The organism is Xanthobacter versatilis (assembly GCF_043193975.1).
GTDB lineage: Bacteria > Pseudomonadota > Alphaproteobacteria > Rhizobiales > Xanthobacteraceae > Xanthobacter > Xanthobacter autotrophicus_E.
Genome location: NZ_JBAFVB010000005.1, coordinates 62135 through 80286 on the forward strand (window position 1 = coordinate 62135; position 18152 = coordinate 80286).

19 protein-coding genes are annotated in these 18152 nt (G+C 67.1%); 3 read left to right on the forward strand and 16 right to left on the reverse strand.

Annotated elements, in window-relative coordinates; translation table 11 throughout:
- Positions 1-1143 carry an isobutyryl-CoA dehydrogenase gene (locus tag V5F66_RS11590; protein WP_394093904.1) on the forward strand — a complete coding sequence of 381 codons (1143 nt, stop codon included), beginning with the start codon at positions 1-3 and terminating at the stop codon, positions 1141-1143.
- A 128-nt stretch (positions 1144-1271) separates the two neighbouring features.
- A complete protein-coding gene (gene mmsB, locus V5F66_RS11595; protein ID WP_394093905.1) occupies positions 1272-2171 on the forward strand; it encodes a 3-hydroxyisobutyrate dehydrogenase in 900 nt (299 codons plus the stop codon).
- 312 nt (positions 2172-2483) lie between these two features.
- Here mmsB and V5F66_RS11600 read toward each other — a convergent pair whose 3' ends face one another.
- From V5F66_RS11600 to V5F66_RS11675, 16 genes are all read right to left on the reverse strand, one after another.
- The gene (locus V5F66_RS11600; RefSeq protein WP_012114216.1) at positions 2484-3083 is read right to left on the reverse strand and encodes a HupE/UreJ family protein; all 600 of its coding nucleotides are present in this window, start codon (positions 3081-3083) and stop codon (positions 2484-2486) included.
- Between the two features lie 23 nt (positions 3084-3106).
- Complete coding sequence (hypE, locus tag V5F66_RS11605) at positions 3107-4171, reverse strand: hydrogenase expression/formation protein HypE (protein ID WP_394093906.1); 1065 nt, start codon at positions 4169-4171, stop codon at positions 3107-3109.
- Positions 4168-5292, reverse strand: coding sequence for a hydrogenase formation protein HypD (hypD, locus tag V5F66_RS11610; RefSeq protein WP_394093907.1), 1125 nt, complete (start codon positions 5290-5292; stop codon positions 4168-4170). The genes hypE and hypD overlap by 4 nt, the downstream gene beginning before the upstream one ends.
- A 10-nt stretch (positions 5293-5302) precedes the next feature.
- A complete protein-coding gene (locus tag V5F66_RS11615) occupies positions 5303-5602 on the reverse strand; it encodes a HypC/HybG/HupF family hydrogenase formation chaperone (RefSeq protein WP_012114213.1) in 300 nt (99 codons plus the stop codon).
- Positions 5603-5709: 107 nt separating this feature from the next.
- A complete protein-coding gene (locus tag V5F66_RS11620; protein WP_012114212.1) occupies positions 5710-7203 on the reverse strand; it encodes a sigma-54-dependent transcriptional regulator in 1494 nt (497 codons plus the stop codon).
- Positions 7200-8246: a hydrogenase nickel incorporation protein HypB gene (gene hypB / locus V5F66_RS11625; protein WP_394093908.1), complete on the reverse strand. Its 1047-nt coding sequence runs from the start codon at positions 8244-8246 to the stop codon at positions 7200-7202. The genes V5F66_RS11620 and hypB overlap by 4 nt, the downstream gene beginning before the upstream one ends.
- On the reverse strand, positions 8246-8587 hold the full coding sequence (gene hypA, locus V5F66_RS11630) for a hydrogenase maturation nickel metallochaperone HypA (RefSeq protein ID WP_012114210.1): 342 nt from the start codon (positions 8585-8587) through the stop codon (positions 8246-8248). Before hypA ends, hypB begins: the two co-directional genes overlap by 1 nt.
- Complete coding sequence (locus V5F66_RS11635; RefSeq protein WP_394093909.1) at positions 8580-9569, reverse strand: nickel-dependent hydrogenase large subunit; 990 nt, start codon at positions 9567-9569, stop codon at positions 8580-8582. Before V5F66_RS11635 ends, hypA begins: the two co-directional genes overlap by 8 nt.
- Positions 9566-10480: a [NiFe]-hydrogenase assembly chaperone HybE gene (gene hybE, locus V5F66_RS11640; protein ID WP_393999422.1), complete on the reverse strand. Its 915-nt coding sequence runs from the start codon at positions 10478-10480 to the stop codon at positions 9566-9568. The genes V5F66_RS11635 and hybE overlap by 4 nt, the downstream gene beginning before the upstream one ends.
- A gap of 5 nt (positions 10481-10485) precedes the next feature.
- Positions 10486-11340 (reverse strand): hydrogenase expression/formation protein, encoded by an 855-nt coding sequence (locus V5F66_RS11645; RefSeq protein ID WP_012114207.1) that lies wholly within the window; start codon positions 11338-11340, stop codon positions 10486-10488.
- Positions 11341-11369: 29 nt separating this feature from the next.
- Positions 11370-11780: a thioredoxin domain-containing protein gene (locus V5F66_RS11650; RefSeq protein WP_282641344.1), complete on the reverse strand. Its 411-nt coding sequence runs from the start codon at positions 11778-11780 to the stop codon at positions 11370-11372.
- A complete protein-coding gene (locus V5F66_RS11655; protein WP_012114205.1) occupies positions 11780-12112 on the reverse strand; it encodes a HypC/HybG/HupF family hydrogenase formation chaperone in 333 nt (110 codons plus the stop codon). Before V5F66_RS11655 ends, V5F66_RS11650 begins: the two co-directional genes overlap by 1 nt.
- Positions 12113-12115: 3 nt before the next feature.
- Positions 12116-12742 carry a HyaD/HybD family hydrogenase maturation endopeptidase gene (locus V5F66_RS11660; protein WP_012114204.1) on the reverse strand — a complete coding sequence of 209 codons (627 nt, stop codon included), beginning with the start codon at positions 12740-12742 and terminating at the stop codon, positions 12116-12118.
- Between the two features lie 394 nt (positions 12743-13136).
- Positions 13137-13889 carry a Ni/Fe-hydrogenase, b-type cytochrome subunit gene (gene cybH / locus V5F66_RS11665; RefSeq protein ID WP_012114203.1) on the reverse strand — a complete coding sequence of 251 codons (753 nt, stop codon included), beginning with the start codon at positions 13887-13889 and terminating at the stop codon, positions 13137-13139.
- Between the two features lie 12 nt (positions 13890-13901).
- Positions 13902-15716, reverse strand: a complete 1815-nt coding sequence (locus V5F66_RS11670) for a nickel-dependent hydrogenase large subunit (RefSeq protein WP_012114202.1) — start codon at positions 15714-15716, stop codon at positions 13902-13904.
- Positions 15713-16825, reverse strand: coding sequence for a hydrogenase small subunit (locus V5F66_RS11675; protein WP_012114201.1), 1113 nt, complete (start codon positions 16823-16825; stop codon positions 15713-15715). Before V5F66_RS11675 ends, V5F66_RS11670 begins: the two co-directional genes overlap by 4 nt.
- A 328-nt stretch (positions 16826-17153) precedes the next feature.
- Here V5F66_RS11675 and V5F66_RS11680 point away from each other — a divergent pair, with 328 nt between their 5' ends.
- Positions 17154-17954: a DUF5677 domain-containing protein gene (locus V5F66_RS11680; protein WP_394093910.1), complete on the forward strand. Its 801-nt coding sequence runs from the start codon at positions 17154-17156 to the stop codon at positions 17952-17954.
- Positions 17955-18152 lie beyond the last annotated feature (198 nt).

Consider the following 18152-nt stretch of genomic DNA (forward strand, 5'->3'; position numbering starts at 1 on the left):
ATGTTCACGCTCACCGAGGACCAGATCGCCATCCGCGAGATGGCGCGGGATTTCGCGAACGCCGAGATCGCGCCCCACGCCGTGGAGTGGGACGAAAAGAAGCACTTCCCGGTGGACACCCTGCGCGCCGCCGCGGCGCTGGGCATGGGCGGCATCTATGTGCAGGACGACGTGGGCGGGTCCGGCCTGTCGCGGCTCGACGCCGCGCTGATCTTCGAGGCGCTCGCCACCGGCTGCCCCGGCACCGCGGCCTTTCTCTCCATCCACAACATGGCCACCTGGATGATCGACCGCTTCGGCGACGAGGACCAGCGCGCCACATGGGTGCCGCGCCTCACCGCCATGGAGCACATCGCCTCCTACTGCCTCACCGAGCCGGGCGCGGGGTCGGACGCCGCCGCCCTGAAGACGAAGGCGGTGCGCGACGGCGACCATTACATCGTGGACGGGCAGAAGCAGTTCATCTCCGGGGCGGGGGCCTCCGACATTTATGTGGTGATGGTGCGCACCGGCGGGGACGGCCCCAAGGGCATCTCCACCCTGGTGATCGAAGCCGGCACCCCCGGCCTCTCCTTCGGCGCCAACGAGAAGAAGATGGGCTGGAACGTGCAGCCCACCCGCGCCGTCATCCTCGAGGGCGTGCGCGTGCCGGTGCAAAACCGCCTCGGCGCTGAGGGCGACGGCTTCAAGATCGCCATGGCCGGGCTCGACGGCGGGCGGCTGAACATCGGCGCCTGCTCGCTGGGCGGGGCGCAGACGGCACTCGACAAAACGCTCGCCTACATGCGCGAGCGCAAGGCGTTCGGGCAACGGCTCGACGCCTTCCAGGCACTGCAATTCCGCCTCGCCGACATGGCCACCGAGCTGGAGGTGGCGCGCACCTTCCTGTGGCGCGCGGCGGCGGCGCTGGACGCCAAGACGCCGGACGCCACCAGGCTCTGCGCCATGGCCAAGCGTTTTGCCACCGACGCCGGGTTCAATGTCGCCAACGAGGCGCTCCAGCTCCACGGCGGCTACGGCTATCTCGCCGACTACGGGGTGGAGAAGATCGTGCGCGACCTCAGGGTCCACCAGATCCTGGAAGGCACCAACGAGATCATGCGGCTCATCATCTCCCGCGCGCTGATCGCGCAGGGGAACTGAGCGGGCCGGCTGGCGCTGCCGCCGGCCGTGGGCAAGTCATTCAGGCCGGAAGAACCGGTCCGCCCCCCTCTGCCGCTTGGGGGGGTGGAGAGGGGGGAAGCCCCCCTGCGGCATTGGGGAGGAACCACATGACCACCATCGCATTCATCGGCCTCGGCAACATGGGCGGGCCCATGGCCGGCAACCTGGTGAAGGCCGGCCACAGCGTGCTCGGCTTCGACCTCGCCCCGGCGGCGCTGGAGGGGGCGAAGGCGCGGGGCGTGGGGCTGGCGGACAGTGCCAGGGCGGCCGTGGCGGAAGCCGACGTGGTGGTCACCATGCTGCCGTCAGGCAAGCATGTGGTTGCCGCCACCAGCGGTTCCGACGGCCTGTTCGCGGCGGCCAGGCCCGGCACCCTGTTCATCGACAGCTCCACCATCGACGTGGCCTCCGCCCGCGCCTTCCACGAGGCGGCTAAGACGGCGGGGCATGCCAGCGTGGATGCCCCCGTCTCCGGCGGCGTGGGCGGGGCGGAAGCGGGCACCCTCACCTTCATGGTGGGCGGCACCGACGACGCCTTCGGCGCAGCGCGGCCCCTGCTGGAGCTGATGGGCAAGAAGATCGTCCATTGCGGCGGCGCGGGCTCAGGTCAGGCGGCGAAGATCTGCAACAACATGATCCTCGGCATCTCGATGATCGCGGTGTCGGAAGCCTTCGTGCTTGGCGAGAAGCTGGGCCTGTCCCACCAGGCGCTCTATGACGTGGCCTCCACCTCGTCGGGCCAGTGCTGGTCGCTCACCACCTACTGCCCGGTGCCCGGCCCGGTGCCCACCAGCCCCGCCAACCGCAACTATGTGCCGGGCTTCGCGGCGGCGCTGATGCTGAAGGACCTGAAGCTGTCGCAGGACGCCGCCGAGACCTCCGGCGCTGCCACGGCGCTGGGCGCGGCGGCCACCGCCCTCTACACCGCCTTCGCGGCGGAGGGGAACGAAGGCAAGGATTTCTCCGGCATCGTGGAGTGGATCCGCACCCGCGCCGACGAGACCTGAGGGCCGTTTCAAAGATCGTCCGCATTTCCTGCGGACGCTACGGCCAGGCCCGACGCCTTTCAGGCGAAGCAGGCACCGGTTTGCATGGAAAATGCGACCAAATACACGATGAGATTACGTAAATGGTCCGGACCCCGCACCGATCGGATTGCGCTGCAATCGATCGGTGCGGGGTCCAGCCTTATGTCAGAGCGCCGTCCGCTGGACTTGGCTCACGGCCACCGCCCCAGACTAGGGTGTCGACGCGTTTTCCGCACGCAAACCGGCATCCGCTTCGCCCGAAGACGCTCCGGACGACAAGCCCGGCAAACCTCACAGAATGCCGGTGACCAGCCCGAGGCCGGCCAGCGCCACCGCCGCGCCGGCGCCGCGCACATAGCGTGTGCCATGGGTCTCGCCGAAGCGGCCGATGGCCATGCCGAGGCCGAGGCCGGCCACATGCAGCAGCGCGGTGGCGCTGATGAAGCCGAGGCCATAGGTGAGGCCGGAGGCATCCATCGGCATCTCGGTGCCATGGGCGTGGCCGTGGAAGAGCGCGAAGAAGCCTGCAAGGCCCATGGCCAGAGCCAGCGGCGCCTTGAGGCCAAGGGCCACCACCGCGCCCAGCACCACCACCGACAGGGCGATGCCCAGCTCCACGAAGGGCAGATCAATGCCGCCGACGCCCAGGGCGCCGCCCACCGCCATGAGGGCGACGAAGCTCAGCGGCACCGCCCACAGGGCGCGCCCACCCAGCTGGAAGGCGAAGACACCCACGGTCACCATGGCGAGCAGGTGGTCAAGGCCACCCATGGGATGGGCGAAGCCGGCATCGAAGCCGTGCACGGCACCCACGCCCGTATGGGCGAAGGCCAGCTGCGGCAGGACCGAAAAGGCTGCAACGGCAAGGGCCGTGCGGGCTGTGTAACGCATAGTCTTCTCCCCAAATGAAGGTTTCAGCAGATGCGGGGCAATTGATCGCCGACCAGCATATCGACGATGCGCTCTCCCCCGAAGCGCGTTTGCATGACCACCCGTCCGGGCCGCTGGGCCGTGACCTCGCCGATGATGGCCGCCTCCCGTCCCAGCGGATGGCCGCGCAGCGCCGCAAGCGCGGCGTCGGCCTCCTCGGGCGGCACCACGGCGAGGATCTTGCCCTCGTTGGCAAGATAGAGCGGGTCGAGGCCGAGGATCTCGCAGAAGCCCATCACCTCGGCCCGCATGGGCAGGCTGAGCTCCTTCAGCCGCACCCCCACGGCGCTGGCCTCGGCCAGTTCGTTCACCACAGCCGCCACGCCGCCGCGGGTGGCATCGCGCATCATGCGGATGCCGGGGGCGGCCGCGATCAGTGTGTCGATGAGGCCGTTCAGGGGCGCGCAGTCGCTCTCGATGGCGGTCTCAAGGGCAAGGTCGCCGCGCGCATTCAGGATGGCGGCGCCATGGTCGCCCAGAAGGCCGTTCACCAGCAGCACGTCGCCGGGCCGCGCCCTGGCGATGCCCACGTCGAGCCCACGGCGCACCACGCCGATGCCGGTGGTGGTGATGAAGAGCTTGTCGCACGCCCCGCGCGCCACCACCTTGGTGTCGCCGGTGGCGATGGCAACGCCCGCCGCCCGCGCGGTTTCAGCCATGGAGGCCGCCACCTGCCGCAGGGTCTCCACCGGCAGGCCCTCCTCGATGATGACGGCGCAGGACAGCGCCATCGGCGTCGCGCCGCCCACCGCAAGGTCATTCACGGTGCCGCAGACCGCGAGCTTGCCGATGTCCCCGCCGGGAAAGAACAGCGGGTCCACCACGAAGCCGTCGGTGGTGAAGGCGAGGCGGTCGCCATGGGCCATCAGCGCGGCGAGGTCGAAGCGGGCCTGATCCTCGGGCGCGGCGCGGCCGTCGCCGGAGAAGGTGGCGAGGAACACGTCGTCGATGAGGTCGCGCATGGCGCTGCCGCCGCCGCCATGGGCGAGCGTCACGGTCTTGTGGCTCAGCGGCCGGCGCCGGGTGGGGGGGAGGACGGGGATGTTCATGCGGCTTCTCCCCGCACGCCACCATATTGGTAATAGGCGGCGCAAGAGCCTTCGGACGACACCATGAGCGCCCCCAACGGCGTCTCGGGGGTGCAGCCGGCGCCGAACTCCGGGCAGGCCCACGGCTTCACCGCGCCGGTCAGCACCTCGCCGCAGCGGCAGGATGAGGGGTCAGCCACCTTCACGTCCGGCACGCTGAAGCGCTTCTCCGCATCGAACGCCGCATAGGGCGCCCTGAGCCGCACCCCGGAGCCGGCGATGGAGCCGAGCCCGCGCCACTCGAAGGTCTCGCGCGGCTCGTAGACCTCTTCCACCGCCTTCAGCGCCTGCGGATTGCCATGCTCCGGCACCACGCGGGCATACTGGTTCTCGATCCGCGCCGTCCCGGCCTCGATCTGGCGCAGCACCATCAGCAGGGATTGCAACAGGTCGATGGGCTCGAAGCCCGCCACCACGAGGGGCTTGTGGAACTCCTCGGCGATGAAGCGGTAAGGCGACGTTCCGATGACCATGGAGACATGCCCCGGCCCGATGAAGCCGTCGATGCCGAGGTCCGGCTGCTCCAGCAGCGCCCGGAGCGTGGGGATGATGGTGATGTGGTTGCAGAACAGGGAGAAGTTCTGAACCCGCTCCCGCGCCGCCCGCAACACGGTGAGCGCGGTGGAGGGCATGGTGGTCTCGAAGCCGAGGCCGAAGAACACCACCTGCCGCTCGGGATTGCGCTTGGCCAAAGTGAGCGCATCAAGGGGCGAATAGACCATGCGCACGTCCGCCCCGTCCGCCTTGGCCTGGAGCAGGCTCTTCTTCGAACCCGGCACGCGCATGGCGTCGCCGAAGGTGGCGAAGATCACCTCTTCCCGCTCGGCGATGGCGACGCAATCGTCCACCCGGCCCATGGGCAGCACGCACACCGGGCAGCCCGGCCCATGCACGAATTCCACGAGGTCCGGCAGCAGGCCTTCCAGCCCATAGCGGAAGATGGCGTGGGTATGCCCGCCGCACACCTCCATGATGGCGAACGGCCGGTCGCGGCCGCGTTCCAGCCGGGCCGAGATCGCGCCGATCTCCTTCACCAGCGCCGAGGCGAGGGCGGGGTCGCGGAATTCGTCGACGTAGCGCATGGCCGTCTCCTCAGGCAGTGGTGGGGTGAAGATCGACGCTGCCTTTTGTCAGCGCTTCCATTTCCGCCGCCGCCTCGCCGATCTCGGTGAGCACCTTGAGGGTGGCGGCGGCCTCCTCCTCGTCGATACGACTCATGGCGAAGCCCACATGCACCAGCACCCACGCGCCCACGAGGTCGGACAGCGGCGCACCGGGCTCGGCGACGCACACCACGTCCACACTGCGGCGGACGCCGGAGACATCCACGACGCACAGCATGGCGTCCTCATCGGCGACGGCGACGATCTGACCGGGAATGCCGAGGCACATGGGAGGGCTCCTAAAGGGTCAAAATTCGGTGGAACAACGCCGCTTTCGCAACCGTCATGGCCGGGCTTGACAGCATTTGCCGATAAAAGGCGGTCATCCCGACCCCCTCAATGCGACTTGGAAAAGGCCCCGCCGCGGGAGATCCCGTAGCGGTCGAGTTTCGCCCGAAGTCCCACGCGGGAGAGGCCAAGCTCCTCCGCCGCGCGGCTCTTGTTCCAGCGGCAGCGCACCAGCGTCTCGGTGAGGATGGTGGCTTCCATGCGCTCCACCCGCTCCTTCAGCGGCCCGCCGTCGGGCAGGGAGATGGCCTGAGACGCCCCCGCCTCGGATGCGCGGGTCTCCACCGCCCGTGTCTCGGCGGCGGCGGCGCGCACCACATGGGGCGACAGCAGGTCGGCGGAGAGCGTGTCGCGCTCGGCCAGCACCAGCATGCGCGTGATCTCGTTCTGCAGCTCGCGCACGTTTCCGGGCCAGTCATAGGCCTGCATGCAGGCGAGCGCTTCCTCGGTGAAGCCCTTGACGCGCTTGCCGTGGTGGGCGGACAGCGCATCGAGGATGCTCTGGGCCAGCACCGGGATGTCGGGGCGCCGCTCGCGCAGGGCCGGCAGGGTCAGCACCATGGCGCACAGGCGGTAATAGAGGTCCTCGCGGAAGCGGCCTCGCCCTACCTCGCCATAGAGGTCACGATGGGTGGCGGCGAGCACCCGCACGTTGACGCGCTTGGATTCGTTGGAGCCCACCGGGCGGATCTCGCCCTCCTGCAGGAAGCGCAGCAGCTTCACCTGGAAGGCGGGGGACACATCGCCGATCTCGTCGAGGAAGATGGTGCCGCCGTCCGCCTGGTCGAGCAGGCCGATGCGGGTGACGTGGGCGCCAGTGAACGACCCTTTCTTGTGGCCGAACAGCTCCGATTCCAGAAGCTCGTCGGGGATCGCCCCGCAATTGACGGCGAAGAACGGCCGGTCGGAGCGAAGGCTCGAATAATGGATGGCGCGGGCGAGCAGCTCCTTGCCGGTGCCGGTCTCGCCATGGACGAGCACCGGCACGTCGAAAGTCGCCACCTGCGCCGCCCGCAGGCACACCGCACTCAGCGCGCTGCCAGGGGCGCGGATGAGGGTGTCGAAATGGAAATTCTGCTTCACCCGCGCCTGCTGGGCGCCGAGCCGCGCCTCGGCGGTGACGGCGGTGAGCTTCATTTCCAGGTTCAGCCGCTCATGGTCGCGCTGGAGCTGGAAGAGGTGGGCGGCGTTGCGCGCGGCCAGCAGCAATTGGTCCGGGTGCCACGGCTTGGGGATGAACTGGTAGATGCCGGCCTCGTTGATGGCGCCGATCATGTCCTGCGGCTCGGTATAGCCGGTGACGATGATGCGCAGGATGTCCGGCCAGCGCTCGCGAACCTCGGTGAGCAGCGCGACGCCGGAGGTGTGCGGCATGCGCTGGTCGCAGAAGATCACCTGGATCCACTCGTTCTCGAGGATGCGCCGGGCCTCGTCCGCGTTGAGCGCGGTAAAGACGTCGAACTCCTCGTCGAGCACGCGGGCAATGACTTCCACCGAGCGCGGCTCGTCGTCCACCACGAGGATGGCGGGGCGGCGGTTCACCGCGCGCCTCCCGCCACCATGGCCGCGCGCAGGGCCTGCGCCTCGCGCTCGCGGGCGGCGGCGAGCGCGTCGAGGCGCTCCGCGCGGGCCTTCTCCAGCCACGCCAGCCAGCGGGTGAGCCCCACCTCGCCCCGCGCGGAGACGCGCAGGATGTCGGCCCGCGGGTTCACCCGGCGGATGTTGGCCTCGAGCTGCGCCATGTCGGCGTCCACATGCGGCGCAAGGTCCGCCTTGGTGATGAGGACGAGGTCGGCACCCTCGAAGATGTCAGGATATTTCAGCGGCTTGTCGTCGCCCTCCGCCACCGAGATGAGGGTGATGCGGGCCGTCTCTCCGAGGTCGAAGGCGGCGGGGCACACGAGGTTGCCCACATTCTCGATGAACAGAACGCCGCCGGGCGGCAGCGGCAGCTTTTCCACCGCGTGCCCCACCATGTGGGCGTCCAGGTGGCAGCCCTTGCCGGTGTTGATCTGCACCGCCGGCGCCCCGGCTGCACGGATGCGGGCAGCGTCGTTGTCGGTCTGCTGGTCGCCCTCGATGACGGCGGTGGGCAGGCGGCCGGCCAGCGCCTTCAGCGTCTCCACCAGGAGCGTGGTCTTGCCCGCGCCGGGGCCGGAGAGCAGGTTCAGGGCGAGCAGGCCGGCGGCCTCGAAGCGGGCGCGGTTGCGGGCGGCGTAATCGTCGTTCTTGGCGAGGATGGAGGTCTCGATCTCCACCATGCGCGCCTGGGAAAGGCCCGGCGCATGGGCGCGGGCGGGGCCGGCGCCGTAGTCGAGGGTGTCGCCGGCGGGGTGGGCGTGGTCATGATCGTGGTGGTGATGGGCGTGCCCGTCACCATGATCGTGCCCGTGTCCGTGGCTGTGGGTGGTGCCGTCCGCATGGGTATGGACATGGGCTTCGCCATGGCCGTGGGAATGGCCCTCGCCGTGCACGTGATCGTGCTCATGGCCGTGCTCATGGGGATGGGCATGGGCATGGGCGTGCCCGCCCGTGGCATCGGAAATGGTGGCGCCGTCGCCGCTACAGCCGCAGACCGTGCACATCACAACACCTCCAGGTCCTTGATCTTCATGTCCGTGCCGCCATTGGGCACGAGGCGTTCCCCGCCGCATTTCGGGCAGGAGGCGAGGCGGTGGGAGAGCGCCACCGTCTCGCAGCAGTCGAAGCACCAGGCGCTGCCGTCCTCTTCCAGCACCACCAGCTCGGCCCCCTCGGCGAGGGAACCGCGCATCACCACGTCGAAACCGAAGCGCAGAGCCTCCACCTCGATGCCGGCGAAGCGGCCGATGGCGAGGCGCACGCGGGTGACCCGGGAGAAATTCTGCGCCTTCGCCGCTTCTTCCATGGCGGAAAGCAGGCTCTCGCACACCGCCATCTCATGCATGGGCCGGCTCCTCCGCATAGGACAAAGTGACCGGCACGCAGGGATTGATGGCCGACACCAGAAGCGGCGCAAGCCGCCGTGCCGTGGGGCCGTGTGTCAGCGCCGCGAAGACGCGCTCCAGCAGGCCACCGGGAGCAAGGTTCCAGGCGCTGGGGGAGAGGATGCGATAGGCAGCGACACGCCCCGCCTCCAACCGCACCCCATGGCCGAGCAGCCCGCGCGCGGCGGGCGCGATGCCGAAGCCGGCGGGCAGATCGTATGTCGGGACGGCGGAGGCCGGCTTCAACGCGGCGAGGCAATCCACCAGCCGGGCCAGCAGGCGCACGAACAGGCTCGGCCCCTCGCCAGCGAGGAGGGCGGAGACGAGCGGGGTGTGTGCGACACGGCCGAGGGCGCTGGTTTCGCGAAGTCCCTCGGCGCCCGGTGTCCGTGCGGGATCCAGCGCCGCCGCCACGTCCTGCGCCGTCAGTTCTGGCAACCCTGCCCGCCCCTCGGCGGGATCGACCTCGCGACGCATGCGGGCCAGCAGCCGGGCGGTGGGCGTCGTCGCCTCGCGAAGCCAGGAATCCAGCTCGGCGCGCGAGAAGGAGGACAGGTCCGCCCCCTCCCCTACCAGGGCGGCGGCGAAATCCTCCGGGCGTCCCGGCCGGGCGAGCAGGCCCAGCGCGGCGCGGTCGGGGGCCTCGCCCAGCGCCTGCGGCCAGGTGTGGAGCATGGCGAGGGCGTGGTCACGCACGGTCTCACGCGCCATGGCCGCCCCGTCCGCCGCCGCCGGCAGGCCCAGCGCGGTGGCAGCGGCGAAGCCGTGGGCGGCGCCGCACAGGTTGAAGACGAGGGGCGCGAGCCGCGCCGCCTCATCCGGCGTACGCCCGACCAGCGCCTGCGCCGGGTCAGGCCCCGTCTCCCGCCCAAAGCGCCACATCCCCGCGCGCCCGTCGAGCGCGATGGTGAGGCGGCGGAGCGTGGCGGGAGCGTGGATCATGCGATGCCGTCCTGCGGGACTTCCGGGGCCACCCCTTGTGCCGCGCGCGGGCCGAGGATCACTGCGCGGCGGGACATCTCAGGCGGCGGACCGGCGGGCCGGGGGGCGGGTTCCTCGGACGCGAGCGCGGCCGCTTCGGCCTGGGCGAGCGTTGCCGCCTCCTCTTCCGCGCGGCGGCGGATCTCGCCGGAGCGGGTGCCCTCCTCTCGGTTGGCGGCATCGAACAGGGCCGGCAGCACCGCCGCCGCCGTTTCCACCGCCTGCAGCATGGAGGAGAAATCGAACATGGGCGAGAACAGGGAACAGGCCTTGTAGGGCCCCGTCTCCGGCCGGTTGGCGGCGAGGAATTCATAAGAACCGGACGGGAAGGCGATCAGCTCCTTGTCGCCGGTCTTCAGGCCGCTCCAGTCATCCTGCGCGTTGGGCAGCAGCACCAGGTTCATGAACCAGGGCGTCACCAGCACGCCGAGCGCGCGGCCGTCATGGGCGCGGAAGCCCACGGCCTTCACCCCCAGGCTCTCGTTGACGAAGGGCACGCCCTTCATCTTGGCCGAATGGATCTCGCGGAACACCGCCTCGAACCGCCCCGGCATGTCCCGAAGCTGGGCTTCCAGATGGGGATCCGCCGCCACGGCCGCCGGGGCGGGGGCGAGCGCGGAAAGATCCGGCGCGCCGCCATCCAGCACCATGAACTGGTCGCGGGCGCCGTCGCACACCGGGCAGCGCCAATGCTCTGGCAGCGCGGTGAACGGCGTGCCGGCCGGGATCTGCCACGTCTCGCAGCCCTCGGCCGGGTCGTAGACGTGCCAGCACACCTTGCATTCCAGGCGCGCTGTAGGGGCAAGGCGCGCCTTGTCGCCCAGATAGGAGCCCTCGAAGAAGGCGTGGGAGGGGGAGGAGGTGGCGGACATGGCGCTCACCGGATCGCCGCCAGCACGTCGGCGAGGCGTTCGGCGCTGTCGGCGATGTCCTCGCGGGCGGCGCAGGCCACTTCCGGCACCTCGGTCACCTCGATGGTGTCGAGGATGAGCATGTCCTGCGAATTGAAGAAGCGCACCCGCCAGACGTTCCGCGTGGCGCAGGCGTCGATGCGGCAATTGCCATAGCCGCGCGAGAGCACGGTGGTTGCCCCCTGCCCCAGCCGCGCGTCCAGCATGGCGAGGTCTTCCGGCGTGTGGGGCAGCAGCGACAGGTTGATGACGTGGGGCAGATCTCCCGGCTGGCGGGATCGGGCGCGGTGGTCGATCTCCACCAGCAGGGCCGGGGCGTTGAAGATGCCGGGGGCCGGCGTGTCCAGCCCCTCAAGGTCGATGGCCGCGCCGGTGCCGAAGGCCCGCACCAGCGCGCCGCGCGGGAAGGCCGCCACCTCGATGCGATCGGTGCCGGCGGCACCCCGCAGGCGCCACACTCCGGCGAAGGTCGCCTCCTGGATCTCCATGGCCCGGGCATCGCCCAAGGCCGCCACCTTGATGGCCACCTCGCCCTCGCCCATGGCCTCGTCCACGAGGGCGATATTGTCCCGGTCGAGATGGGTCAGCGGGATGACATGGCTCGTCCCCGGCTCCCAGCTCCGGAGCGCCGCGATCACCTGTTCCAGCACGCCCAGTGCCGGAGCGAGGCGGTCCGGGTCCGCCACTTCCGGCAGATGGGCCTCGAAGATGCGCATGCCGGAGGGCAGCGGCAGATAGGCGAGACCCTCCTCGTCGCTGCCGGACTGGCTGCCGGGACCAAAGCCGACGGGGGGCTGTGTGGCGAAGGGGGAAGAGGACATTCGGGGCGTGCCTTCTCGGGTTCTCGGCCTCAGTGGGTGGCGGCGGAGGGCGTCTTGAGCAGCGCGCCGAGGCGCTCAAGATATTCGTCCCAGTCGCGCATGCGGGAGATGGCACCCACCGGCAGGCCGCCGCGCACCACCACGATGGCCGGCAGGGCGAGGCTGAGGGCATCGCGCAAGGCGGCCTCCGTCTTCGGCCCCGCCACGGCGCCGCCGAGCACCGCCTCGCCGCCCAGCGCCTTCACCAGCTCGGGCAGCACCACGGCGATGTCCGGGCTTTCCAGATGCGCCTTGCCGTGGGCCGGCAGGAACAGGAAATGGTCACGGGCATCGAGCCGCGCCGTGTCCTCGGGCGCTTCCAGATAGGGCCAGGCGCGCTCGGACACGAGCCGGCGCACCAGGGGATGCAGGTTGGGATCGGGGATCGCGGCCTCGGACATCAGGCTTCCTTTCGGCCGGCGGCATAGGCCGCGGCGAGATGGGGCGGCAAAGTGGGCTCGCGGTCAGCGAGGTCGGCGAAGGCGCGGTCGATGACTGCGGCATCCGCCTCCCCCGCCATGATGGCGGCGACGCCGGCGAGCGCCTCGGTGATGAGGCGCGCCTCGTCGGCGTCCAGCAGGCGACGGGCGGTGCCCTGGAAGACGAGCACATGGTCGCCGGTGCGCGCTTCGGGCACCAGGGCGAGGTCCACCCGCTCGCGGGCGCCCTCGGCCCGGCACAGGGCGAAGCTGCCCTCCACCTCCTCGATGCGCATGGGCAGGCCAAGGCACATGGTTCAGCTCCGGGAGGTTGCGAGGACGCGGGGATCGCCGATGCGGCATGCCGCCTCCGCGCTCGGGCGCTCGCTTTCATAGGACTGCCGGCCGACGGCGGCGGTGACGAGGCTGCCCTCTCCCGCACGCGGCGCGGGCATCACGCCGAACTCGTCCTTCAGGATGTCGAGCACCTTGCGCGCCGCCGGCTCCACCTGCGCAGCGATGGTGGCGGTGAGGCCGCCGCCGTAATCGTCCAGCAGCTCGGGCTGCACGCCCACCAGCACGATGCGCGCGGGCGTCTTGCCGCGCAAAGCGAGCAGGCCGAGGATTTCCTGGAAGCCGGTCTGGTGCAGGCTCACCTTGCGGGCGGCGAGCACGGCGGGCACCTCACCATCGGCGAGGATATGGAGCGTGCCCGGAACGAGGCCGTAATCCACCGCATCCACGATGACGACGCCGTCCGCCTCTTCCAGATATGGGAGCAGATAGAGGCCCTGGGTGCCGCCATCGAGCAGGGTGACGGTGTCGGGAAAGACATGGGAAGCGTCCAGCGCTTCCAGCACGCGGACGCCGAAGCCCTCGTCAGCCCACAGGATGTTGCCGATGCCGAGCACCAGAATGCGCGCAACTTGCCGATCGTCGTCCATGCGACGCATCCCTCCTGGCTAGCCTCCCACGGCGGTCTACCGCCGCCTGATTTTCGAGTTCCTCCAATTCAAGGAGCATGCCAGCCGTTCGCAATTCCGGACAAAGCGTTGATTCGGATCGTGGCGGCTGCATACCTCATACGTGGCTGGAGCATGACAAGTGGAACAATAATGTCATTTTTATCCATAAATTGGAATTCTGATTTCCACTTTCCGCATGGCGGGATGCAATTTCACGCCACTCCGGACCAACGCGGTGGCCTGACCGAGCGGGACCATGCGACATCGCGGGCGCGGGCGCAGGCCTTTCCGCCGACCCAAACGCGCGACGGCTCGCCAAACGAAAAGGGCGCGGCCGAAGCCGCGCCCTTTCCTTCCAAGCTGCTTCCGCCGCTCACTCCGGGTCGTCGTCCCGGAAGGTGCGGTGGCCGTTGGTGATGGCCGAGACCATGGTCTGGCGGGACATGATGTCTTCCCGGATCACCGAATAGACGTGGATGATCACGAACAGGATGATCATCCACATGCCCAGATGATGCAGCGTGTGCACCTGCATGGAGCCGCCCAGCAGCGGCAGCACCCAGCCGAACAGCCGGTCCTGCCATGAGCCTGCCCCGGCCCCCTCCGAATAGAGGGCAAAGCCGGTGACGATCATGAAGGTCAGGCCCAGCACCATCACGAAAAACATGAAGACCTGGGCCAGCGGATTGTGCCCCACGAACTTCAGCGGACGCGGCTTGAGGAACGCATACCACTTGATCTCGACGAAGAAGCCCCGCCAGAAGCTCTTGCGCCAGAACGGGAAGGTGAACAGCTCGCGGGAATACTTGTTGCCGAAGAAGGCCCAGATGATCCGCCCGAGGAAGCCCACGGCGAGGATATAGCCCGCCGAGAAGTGCACGAAGCGGATGGTGCCCATGAGGTAGTGGGAACTCGCCTCGCCCGACAGGGTCGGGAACGGCGAACCGATGAAGTAGCCGGTGATGCACAGCACCACGATGGAAAGCGCATTCACCCAGTGCCAGAGGCGCACCGGCGCCTCGTACACATAGACGGTTGTCAGCTTCTTTCCACCGGCCGCCGCCTTGGCAACCGGGGAAACAGGGGCCGCCGGAGGCGCGGCGCCGGACAGTGAGGTCTCGCTCATGGCATCCCTCCCTCAGCGGACGGTGACGCGGGCGAGTTCCTCGCCGCCTTCGGACATGACATGGGTGGAGCAGGCCAGGCACGGGTCGAACGAGTGCAGGGTGCGCAGGATCTCCACCGGCTCCTCGGGGCGCTGCATGGGCGTGTTCATGAGGGAGGCCTCGAACGCGCCGATATTGCCCTTGGGATCACGCGGCCCGCCGTTCCAGGTGGTGGGCACCACGCACTGGTAGTTCTCGATCCGCCCGTCCTTGATCTTGATCCAGTGGCCGAGCCCGCCGCGCGGGGCTGCCACCGTGCCCACGCCCTTGGCTTCCTTCGGCCAGGTCGAGGGGTCCCACTTCTCCATGTTGGCGGTGGAGGTGTCGCCGGCCTTGATGTTGGCGATGAGGTGGTCGAAATCATCCAGGAACATCTTGGCGCAGTAGTGGGCCTCCAGCGCGCGGGCGAGGGTGCGCCCGATGGTGGAGGGCAGCGCCTGCTTTGCGGTCAGCTGGGTGCCGGCCAGGGTGTTGAACTGGCCCAGAGCCTCGTCCACCTGCCCCTTCACATAGTCGACGCCCTGAGCATAGGCGAGGATGTAGCGGGCGAGCGGACCCACCTCCACCGCATTGCCCTTCCAGCGCGGCGCCTTGATCCACGAATACTTCGCGTTCTCGTCCACTGCCTCGATATTGGTGCGGGTGCCCTTGGCGTTGGGGCCGAGCACATACTGGGGATCGGTGATGCCGTCCCACGGATGCAGGCCCTTGTCCTTGTTCGCGTCGCCGTAGGTGTACCAGGAGTGCGCCACGAATTCCTGCACCTCGTCCGGATTGCGCGGATCGATGGGGTGCACCTCGTTCCAGTTGCCGTTGAGGATGACGCCGCCCGGCAGGCGGTCGGTCTTCTTCTGGCCCTGGATGGCTTCGTAGTCGCCGTAATCCATCACGTTCTGGCCGGAGAGGCCGCCGCCATAGAGCCAGCCCTTGTAGAAGCTGGCGATGGCGATCACGTCCGGCACATAGACGTTCTGGGAGAACTCGAAGGCTTCCTGAAGCTTCAGCTTCACGAAGTTCAGCCGCTCCATGTTGAGTGGGGCGCCGGCGGCCAGGTCGCCGTCCATGTTGATGGCGCAGGGCACGCCGCCAACCAGGTAGTTCGGATGCGGGTTCTTGCCGCCGAAGATGGTGTGGACCTTCACGATCTCCTTCTGGAAGTCGAGGGCTTCCAGATAATGGGTCACCGCCAGCAGGTCCGCCTCGGGAGGCAGGAGATAGGCCGGATTGTCCCAATAGCCGTTCTTGAAGATGCCGAGCTGTCCGCTCTCCACGAACTTCTTCAGCCGGTTCTGCACGTCGCGGAAATAGCCCGGCGAGGACTTGGAATGCGCCGAGATGGACTGCTGCAGGACGCTCGTCGCCTTCGGGTCCGCCTTGAGCGCGTTGACCGGGTTCACCCAGTCCAGCGCATGCAGGTGGTAGAAATGGACCACATGGTCATGCCACTGCAGCACCTTGGCCATGATCTCGCGGATCAGGAAGGCATTGTTGGGGATCTTGATCTGCAGCGCATCTTCCACCGCGCGCACGGAGGTCAGCGCGTGGCAACCGGTGCACACGCCGCAGATGCGCTCCACGAAGGCCCAGGCGTCGCGCGGGTCGCGGCCCTTCAGGATCACTTCCAGCCCGCGCCACATGGTGCCGGTGGAGACCGCGTTGCGGATGATGTTGTTGGAATCGACATTCACCTCGCAGCGCATGTGGCCTTCGATGCGGGTGACCGGATCGACCACGATGCGCTTGCCGGAGGTGTCGAGGGAAAAGCCATTCGGCGTCTGGATGGTCACTTCTCGCCTCCCGTCGCGCCCGTGTCAGCGCCGTTGTCCGTATTCTTGTGCTGGGCGCGCTTGAGCGCGCTCACCGCCGCATGCACCGCGACCCCTGCGCCCACCGCGCCGGCGGCGATGAGACCCACCTGGTCGGCGTTGGATTCAATGCCGAAGCCGGCGTTCTTCAGGTCGGAGAGGCGCGCGTACCAGGAGCCCTTGTCCCAGAAGCCGTCTTCCGAGCAGCCGATGCAGCCGTGGCCGGCCTGGATGGGGAAGGACACGCCGTCGTTCCAGCGCACGGTGGAGCAGGCGTTGTAGGTGGTGGGACCCTTGCAGCCCACCTTGTAGAGGCAATAGCCCTTGCGCGCGCCCTCGTCGTCGAAGCTCTCCACATACTGGCCGGCGTCGAAGTGGGGACGGCGGTAGCACTTGTCGTGGATGCGCTGGGAATAGAACATCTTGGGCCGCCCCTGCCGGTCGAGGTCGGGCAGGCGGTCGAAGGTGAGCATATAGGTGATGACGCCGGTCATCACCTCGGCGATGGGCGGGCAGCCCGGCACCTTGATGATTGGCTTGTCGAAGATCACCTCATGCACCGGGGTGGCGCGGGTGGGGTTCGGCCGCGCCGCCTGCACGCAGCCATAGGAAGCGCAGGAGCCCCAGGAGATGATGGCCTTGGCGTCCTTGGCCACCTTCTTCAGCTGGTCCACGAAGGGCTTGCCGCCGATGATGCAATACATGCCATCCTCGTTCAGCGGCGGGTTGCCTTCCACCGCGAGGATGTAGTTGCCCTTGTACTTCTCCATCACCTCGTCGAGGATCGCTTCCGCCTGATGGCCGGCGGAGGCCATGAGGGTGTCGTCATAATCCAGCGAGATCATGCTCAGCACCACATCCTTGGCCAAGGGATGGGCCGAGCGGATGAAGCTTTCCGAGCAGCAGGTGCATTCCAGCCCGTGCAGCCACAGCACCGGGGTGCGCGGCTTGGTCTCCATGGCCTCGGCGATCTGCGGCGCGAACTCCGGCCCGAGGCCGAGGGCCGCGGCGGTGAGCGAGCAGTATTTCAGGAACGAGCGGCGGGTGATGCCCTGCCGCCGCATGACTTCATAGAACGTCTCGAGGGCCATCCGGCGCTCCCCCTTGGCTGACCACCCCACCGGCGTCGAGGCCGGGGGATTGGGAGAGGTTCAGCAAGGGGTGTGCCAGAGGGGGGATGTGAGGGATTTCAGGGGGTTCGATGGGGTGGCAGGGTGGCGGGGGTGGATGGGGGGTGAGCGGTTTGACGGGTGGGGTGGAAAGGGGGTTATCGGGGGAGCGATGAATGATGTTGAAATGTGTCGAACGGCCAAGCTAGCGATGGCAGATTGGCAGCTCTTCAGCACGGCATTTGCAGGGCGATAAAGCGCTCATCCGCCATTGAGAAATCGTGCAAACTCTCGCACATAGAAGGATAAAATGACCCACAAGCCAGAAAATTACAATCAACTGATAATAAATTACGTTGATTCTTATAAGATTTTGAGAAAAACGACCGATTTTGGCAAGATAGTTTCAGAAAACTGCTCTAACAATGAATGGCAAGATAGGTATAGCATGAGCGCATCTTTGCTATTCGCGGCTTGCATGGCATCGGAGTCAATGTTACAATTTTTACCTAAAACCCCGGTCGGGCGCGTAGATCATTATTCAGCAGCTAATTTATCAAGAATGGTTATCGAACATTGTATGATGCTGCATTATCTGACGGAAGACAACCTTTCAGATGACGAGATTAGCCTTAGAATATTATTACTCCATCTACACGACGCATCCGCAAGATATCGCTTATTTAAAGGATTTAACGCCAGCGATGAAGATCTGGATGCAGCCATCAATTTAGCCCTAATTAAAGGATCCATCGATGACGTAAAGAAAATTATCCGAGATAATAAATTATTTAAGTCATTTGATCAGGATAAAAAATCAAAAATGCTCGGAGGACAGGTTCTGTATATAAACGGTTTGAGAAAAGCTGCAAAATTGATCGGGTATAAAGACGGAGAATTTGACTCACTTTATAGTTATCTTTCAGCATATTCGCATGGAGCGCCGATGAGTTTTTACCGCGCCGCATTATGGGGAGTAAATGCGATTGACCCTGCTGCGGGGCAAATTGGCGTCGCGGCTACGGCACTTAAAGTCGCGGAATGGCCTCTGGCTAAATCAATTATTCGTATGGCAAAAGTATTAGATATAAACCCAATTACGATCGATTAATTGGAAAATAATAATTGAATTACTTTGAGGATGCATTGTAACAAAGAGCGGCCTTATGGGATTGCCTCTGCGATTTCGTTCATGCCTTTTTGCGTTGGCTCAGAGCACCCTTTTTGCACCCCCTTCCATCCCTCCCCCGCCCCTACCCGATAGCACCTGGAAGGTTTGCGGTGGACGAGCCACTCGCCAACCGGGTCA

Excerpts from the sequence above, each read along its gene's own strand:
- V5F66_RS11590 (WP_394093904.1), top strand. The coding sequence starts at position 1 with ATGTTCACGCTCACCGAGGACCAGATCGCCATCCGCGAGATGGCGCGG.
- mmsB (WP_394093905.1), top strand. The coding sequence starts at position 1,272 with ATGACCACCATCGCATTCATCGGCCTCGGCAACATGGGCGGGCCCATG.
- V5F66_RS11600 (WP_012114216.1), bottom strand. The coding sequence starts at position 3,083 with ATGCGTTACACAGCCCGCACGGCCCTTGCCGTTGCAGCCTTTTCGGTC.
- hypE (WP_394093906.1), bottom strand. The coding sequence starts at position 4,171 with ATGAACATCCCCGTCCTCCCCCCCACCCGGCGCCGGCCGCTGAGCCAC.
- hypD (WP_394093907.1), bottom strand. The coding sequence starts at position 5,292 with ATGCGCTACGTCGACGAATTCCGCGACCCCGCCCTCGCCTCGGCGCTG.
- V5F66_RS11615 (WP_012114213.1), bottom strand. The coding sequence starts at position 5,602 with ATGTGCCTCGGCATTCCCGGTCAGATCGTCGCCGTCGCCGATGAGGAC.
- hypB (WP_394093908.1), bottom strand. The coding sequence starts at position 8,246 with ATGTGCACGGTCTGCGGCTGTAGCGGCGACGGCGCCACCATTTCCGAT.
- hypA (WP_012114210.1), bottom strand. The coding sequence starts at position 8,587 with ATGCATGAGATGGCGGTGTGCGAGAGCCTGCTTTCCGCCATGGAAGAA.
- V5F66_RS11635 (WP_394093909.1), bottom strand. The coding sequence starts at position 9,569 with ATGATCCACGCTCCCGCCACGCTCCGCCGCCTCACCATCGCGCTCGAC.
- hybE (WP_393999422.1), bottom strand. The coding sequence starts at position 10,480 with ATGTCCGCCACCTCCTCCCCCTCCCACGCCTTCTTCGAGGGCTCCTAT.
- V5F66_RS11645 (WP_012114207.1), bottom strand. The coding sequence starts at position 11,340 with ATGTCCTCTTCCCCCTTCGCCACACAGCCCCCCGTCGGCTTTGGTCCC.
- V5F66_RS11650 (WP_282641344.1), bottom strand. The coding sequence starts at position 11,780 with ATGTCCGAGGCCGCGATCCCCGATCCCAACCTGCATCCCCTGGTGCGC.
- V5F66_RS11655 (WP_012114205.1), bottom strand. The coding sequence starts at position 12,112 with ATGTGCCTTGGCCTGCCCATGCGCATCGAGGAGGTGGAGGGCAGCTTC.
- V5F66_RS11660 (WP_012114204.1), bottom strand. The coding sequence starts at position 12,742 with ATGGACGACGATCGGCAAGTTGCGCGCATTCTGGTGCTCGGCATCGGC.
- cybH (WP_012114203.1), bottom strand. The coding sequence starts at position 13,889 with ATGAGCGAGACCTCACTGTCCGGCGCCGCGCCTCCGGCGGCCCCTGTT.
- V5F66_RS11675 (WP_012114201.1), bottom strand. The coding sequence starts at position 16,825 with ATGGCCCTCGAGACGTTCTATGAAGTCATGCGGCGGCAGGGCATCACC.
- V5F66_RS11680 (WP_394093910.1), top strand. The coding sequence starts at position 17,154 with ATGACCCACAAGCCAGAAAATTACAATCAACTGATAATAAATTACGTT.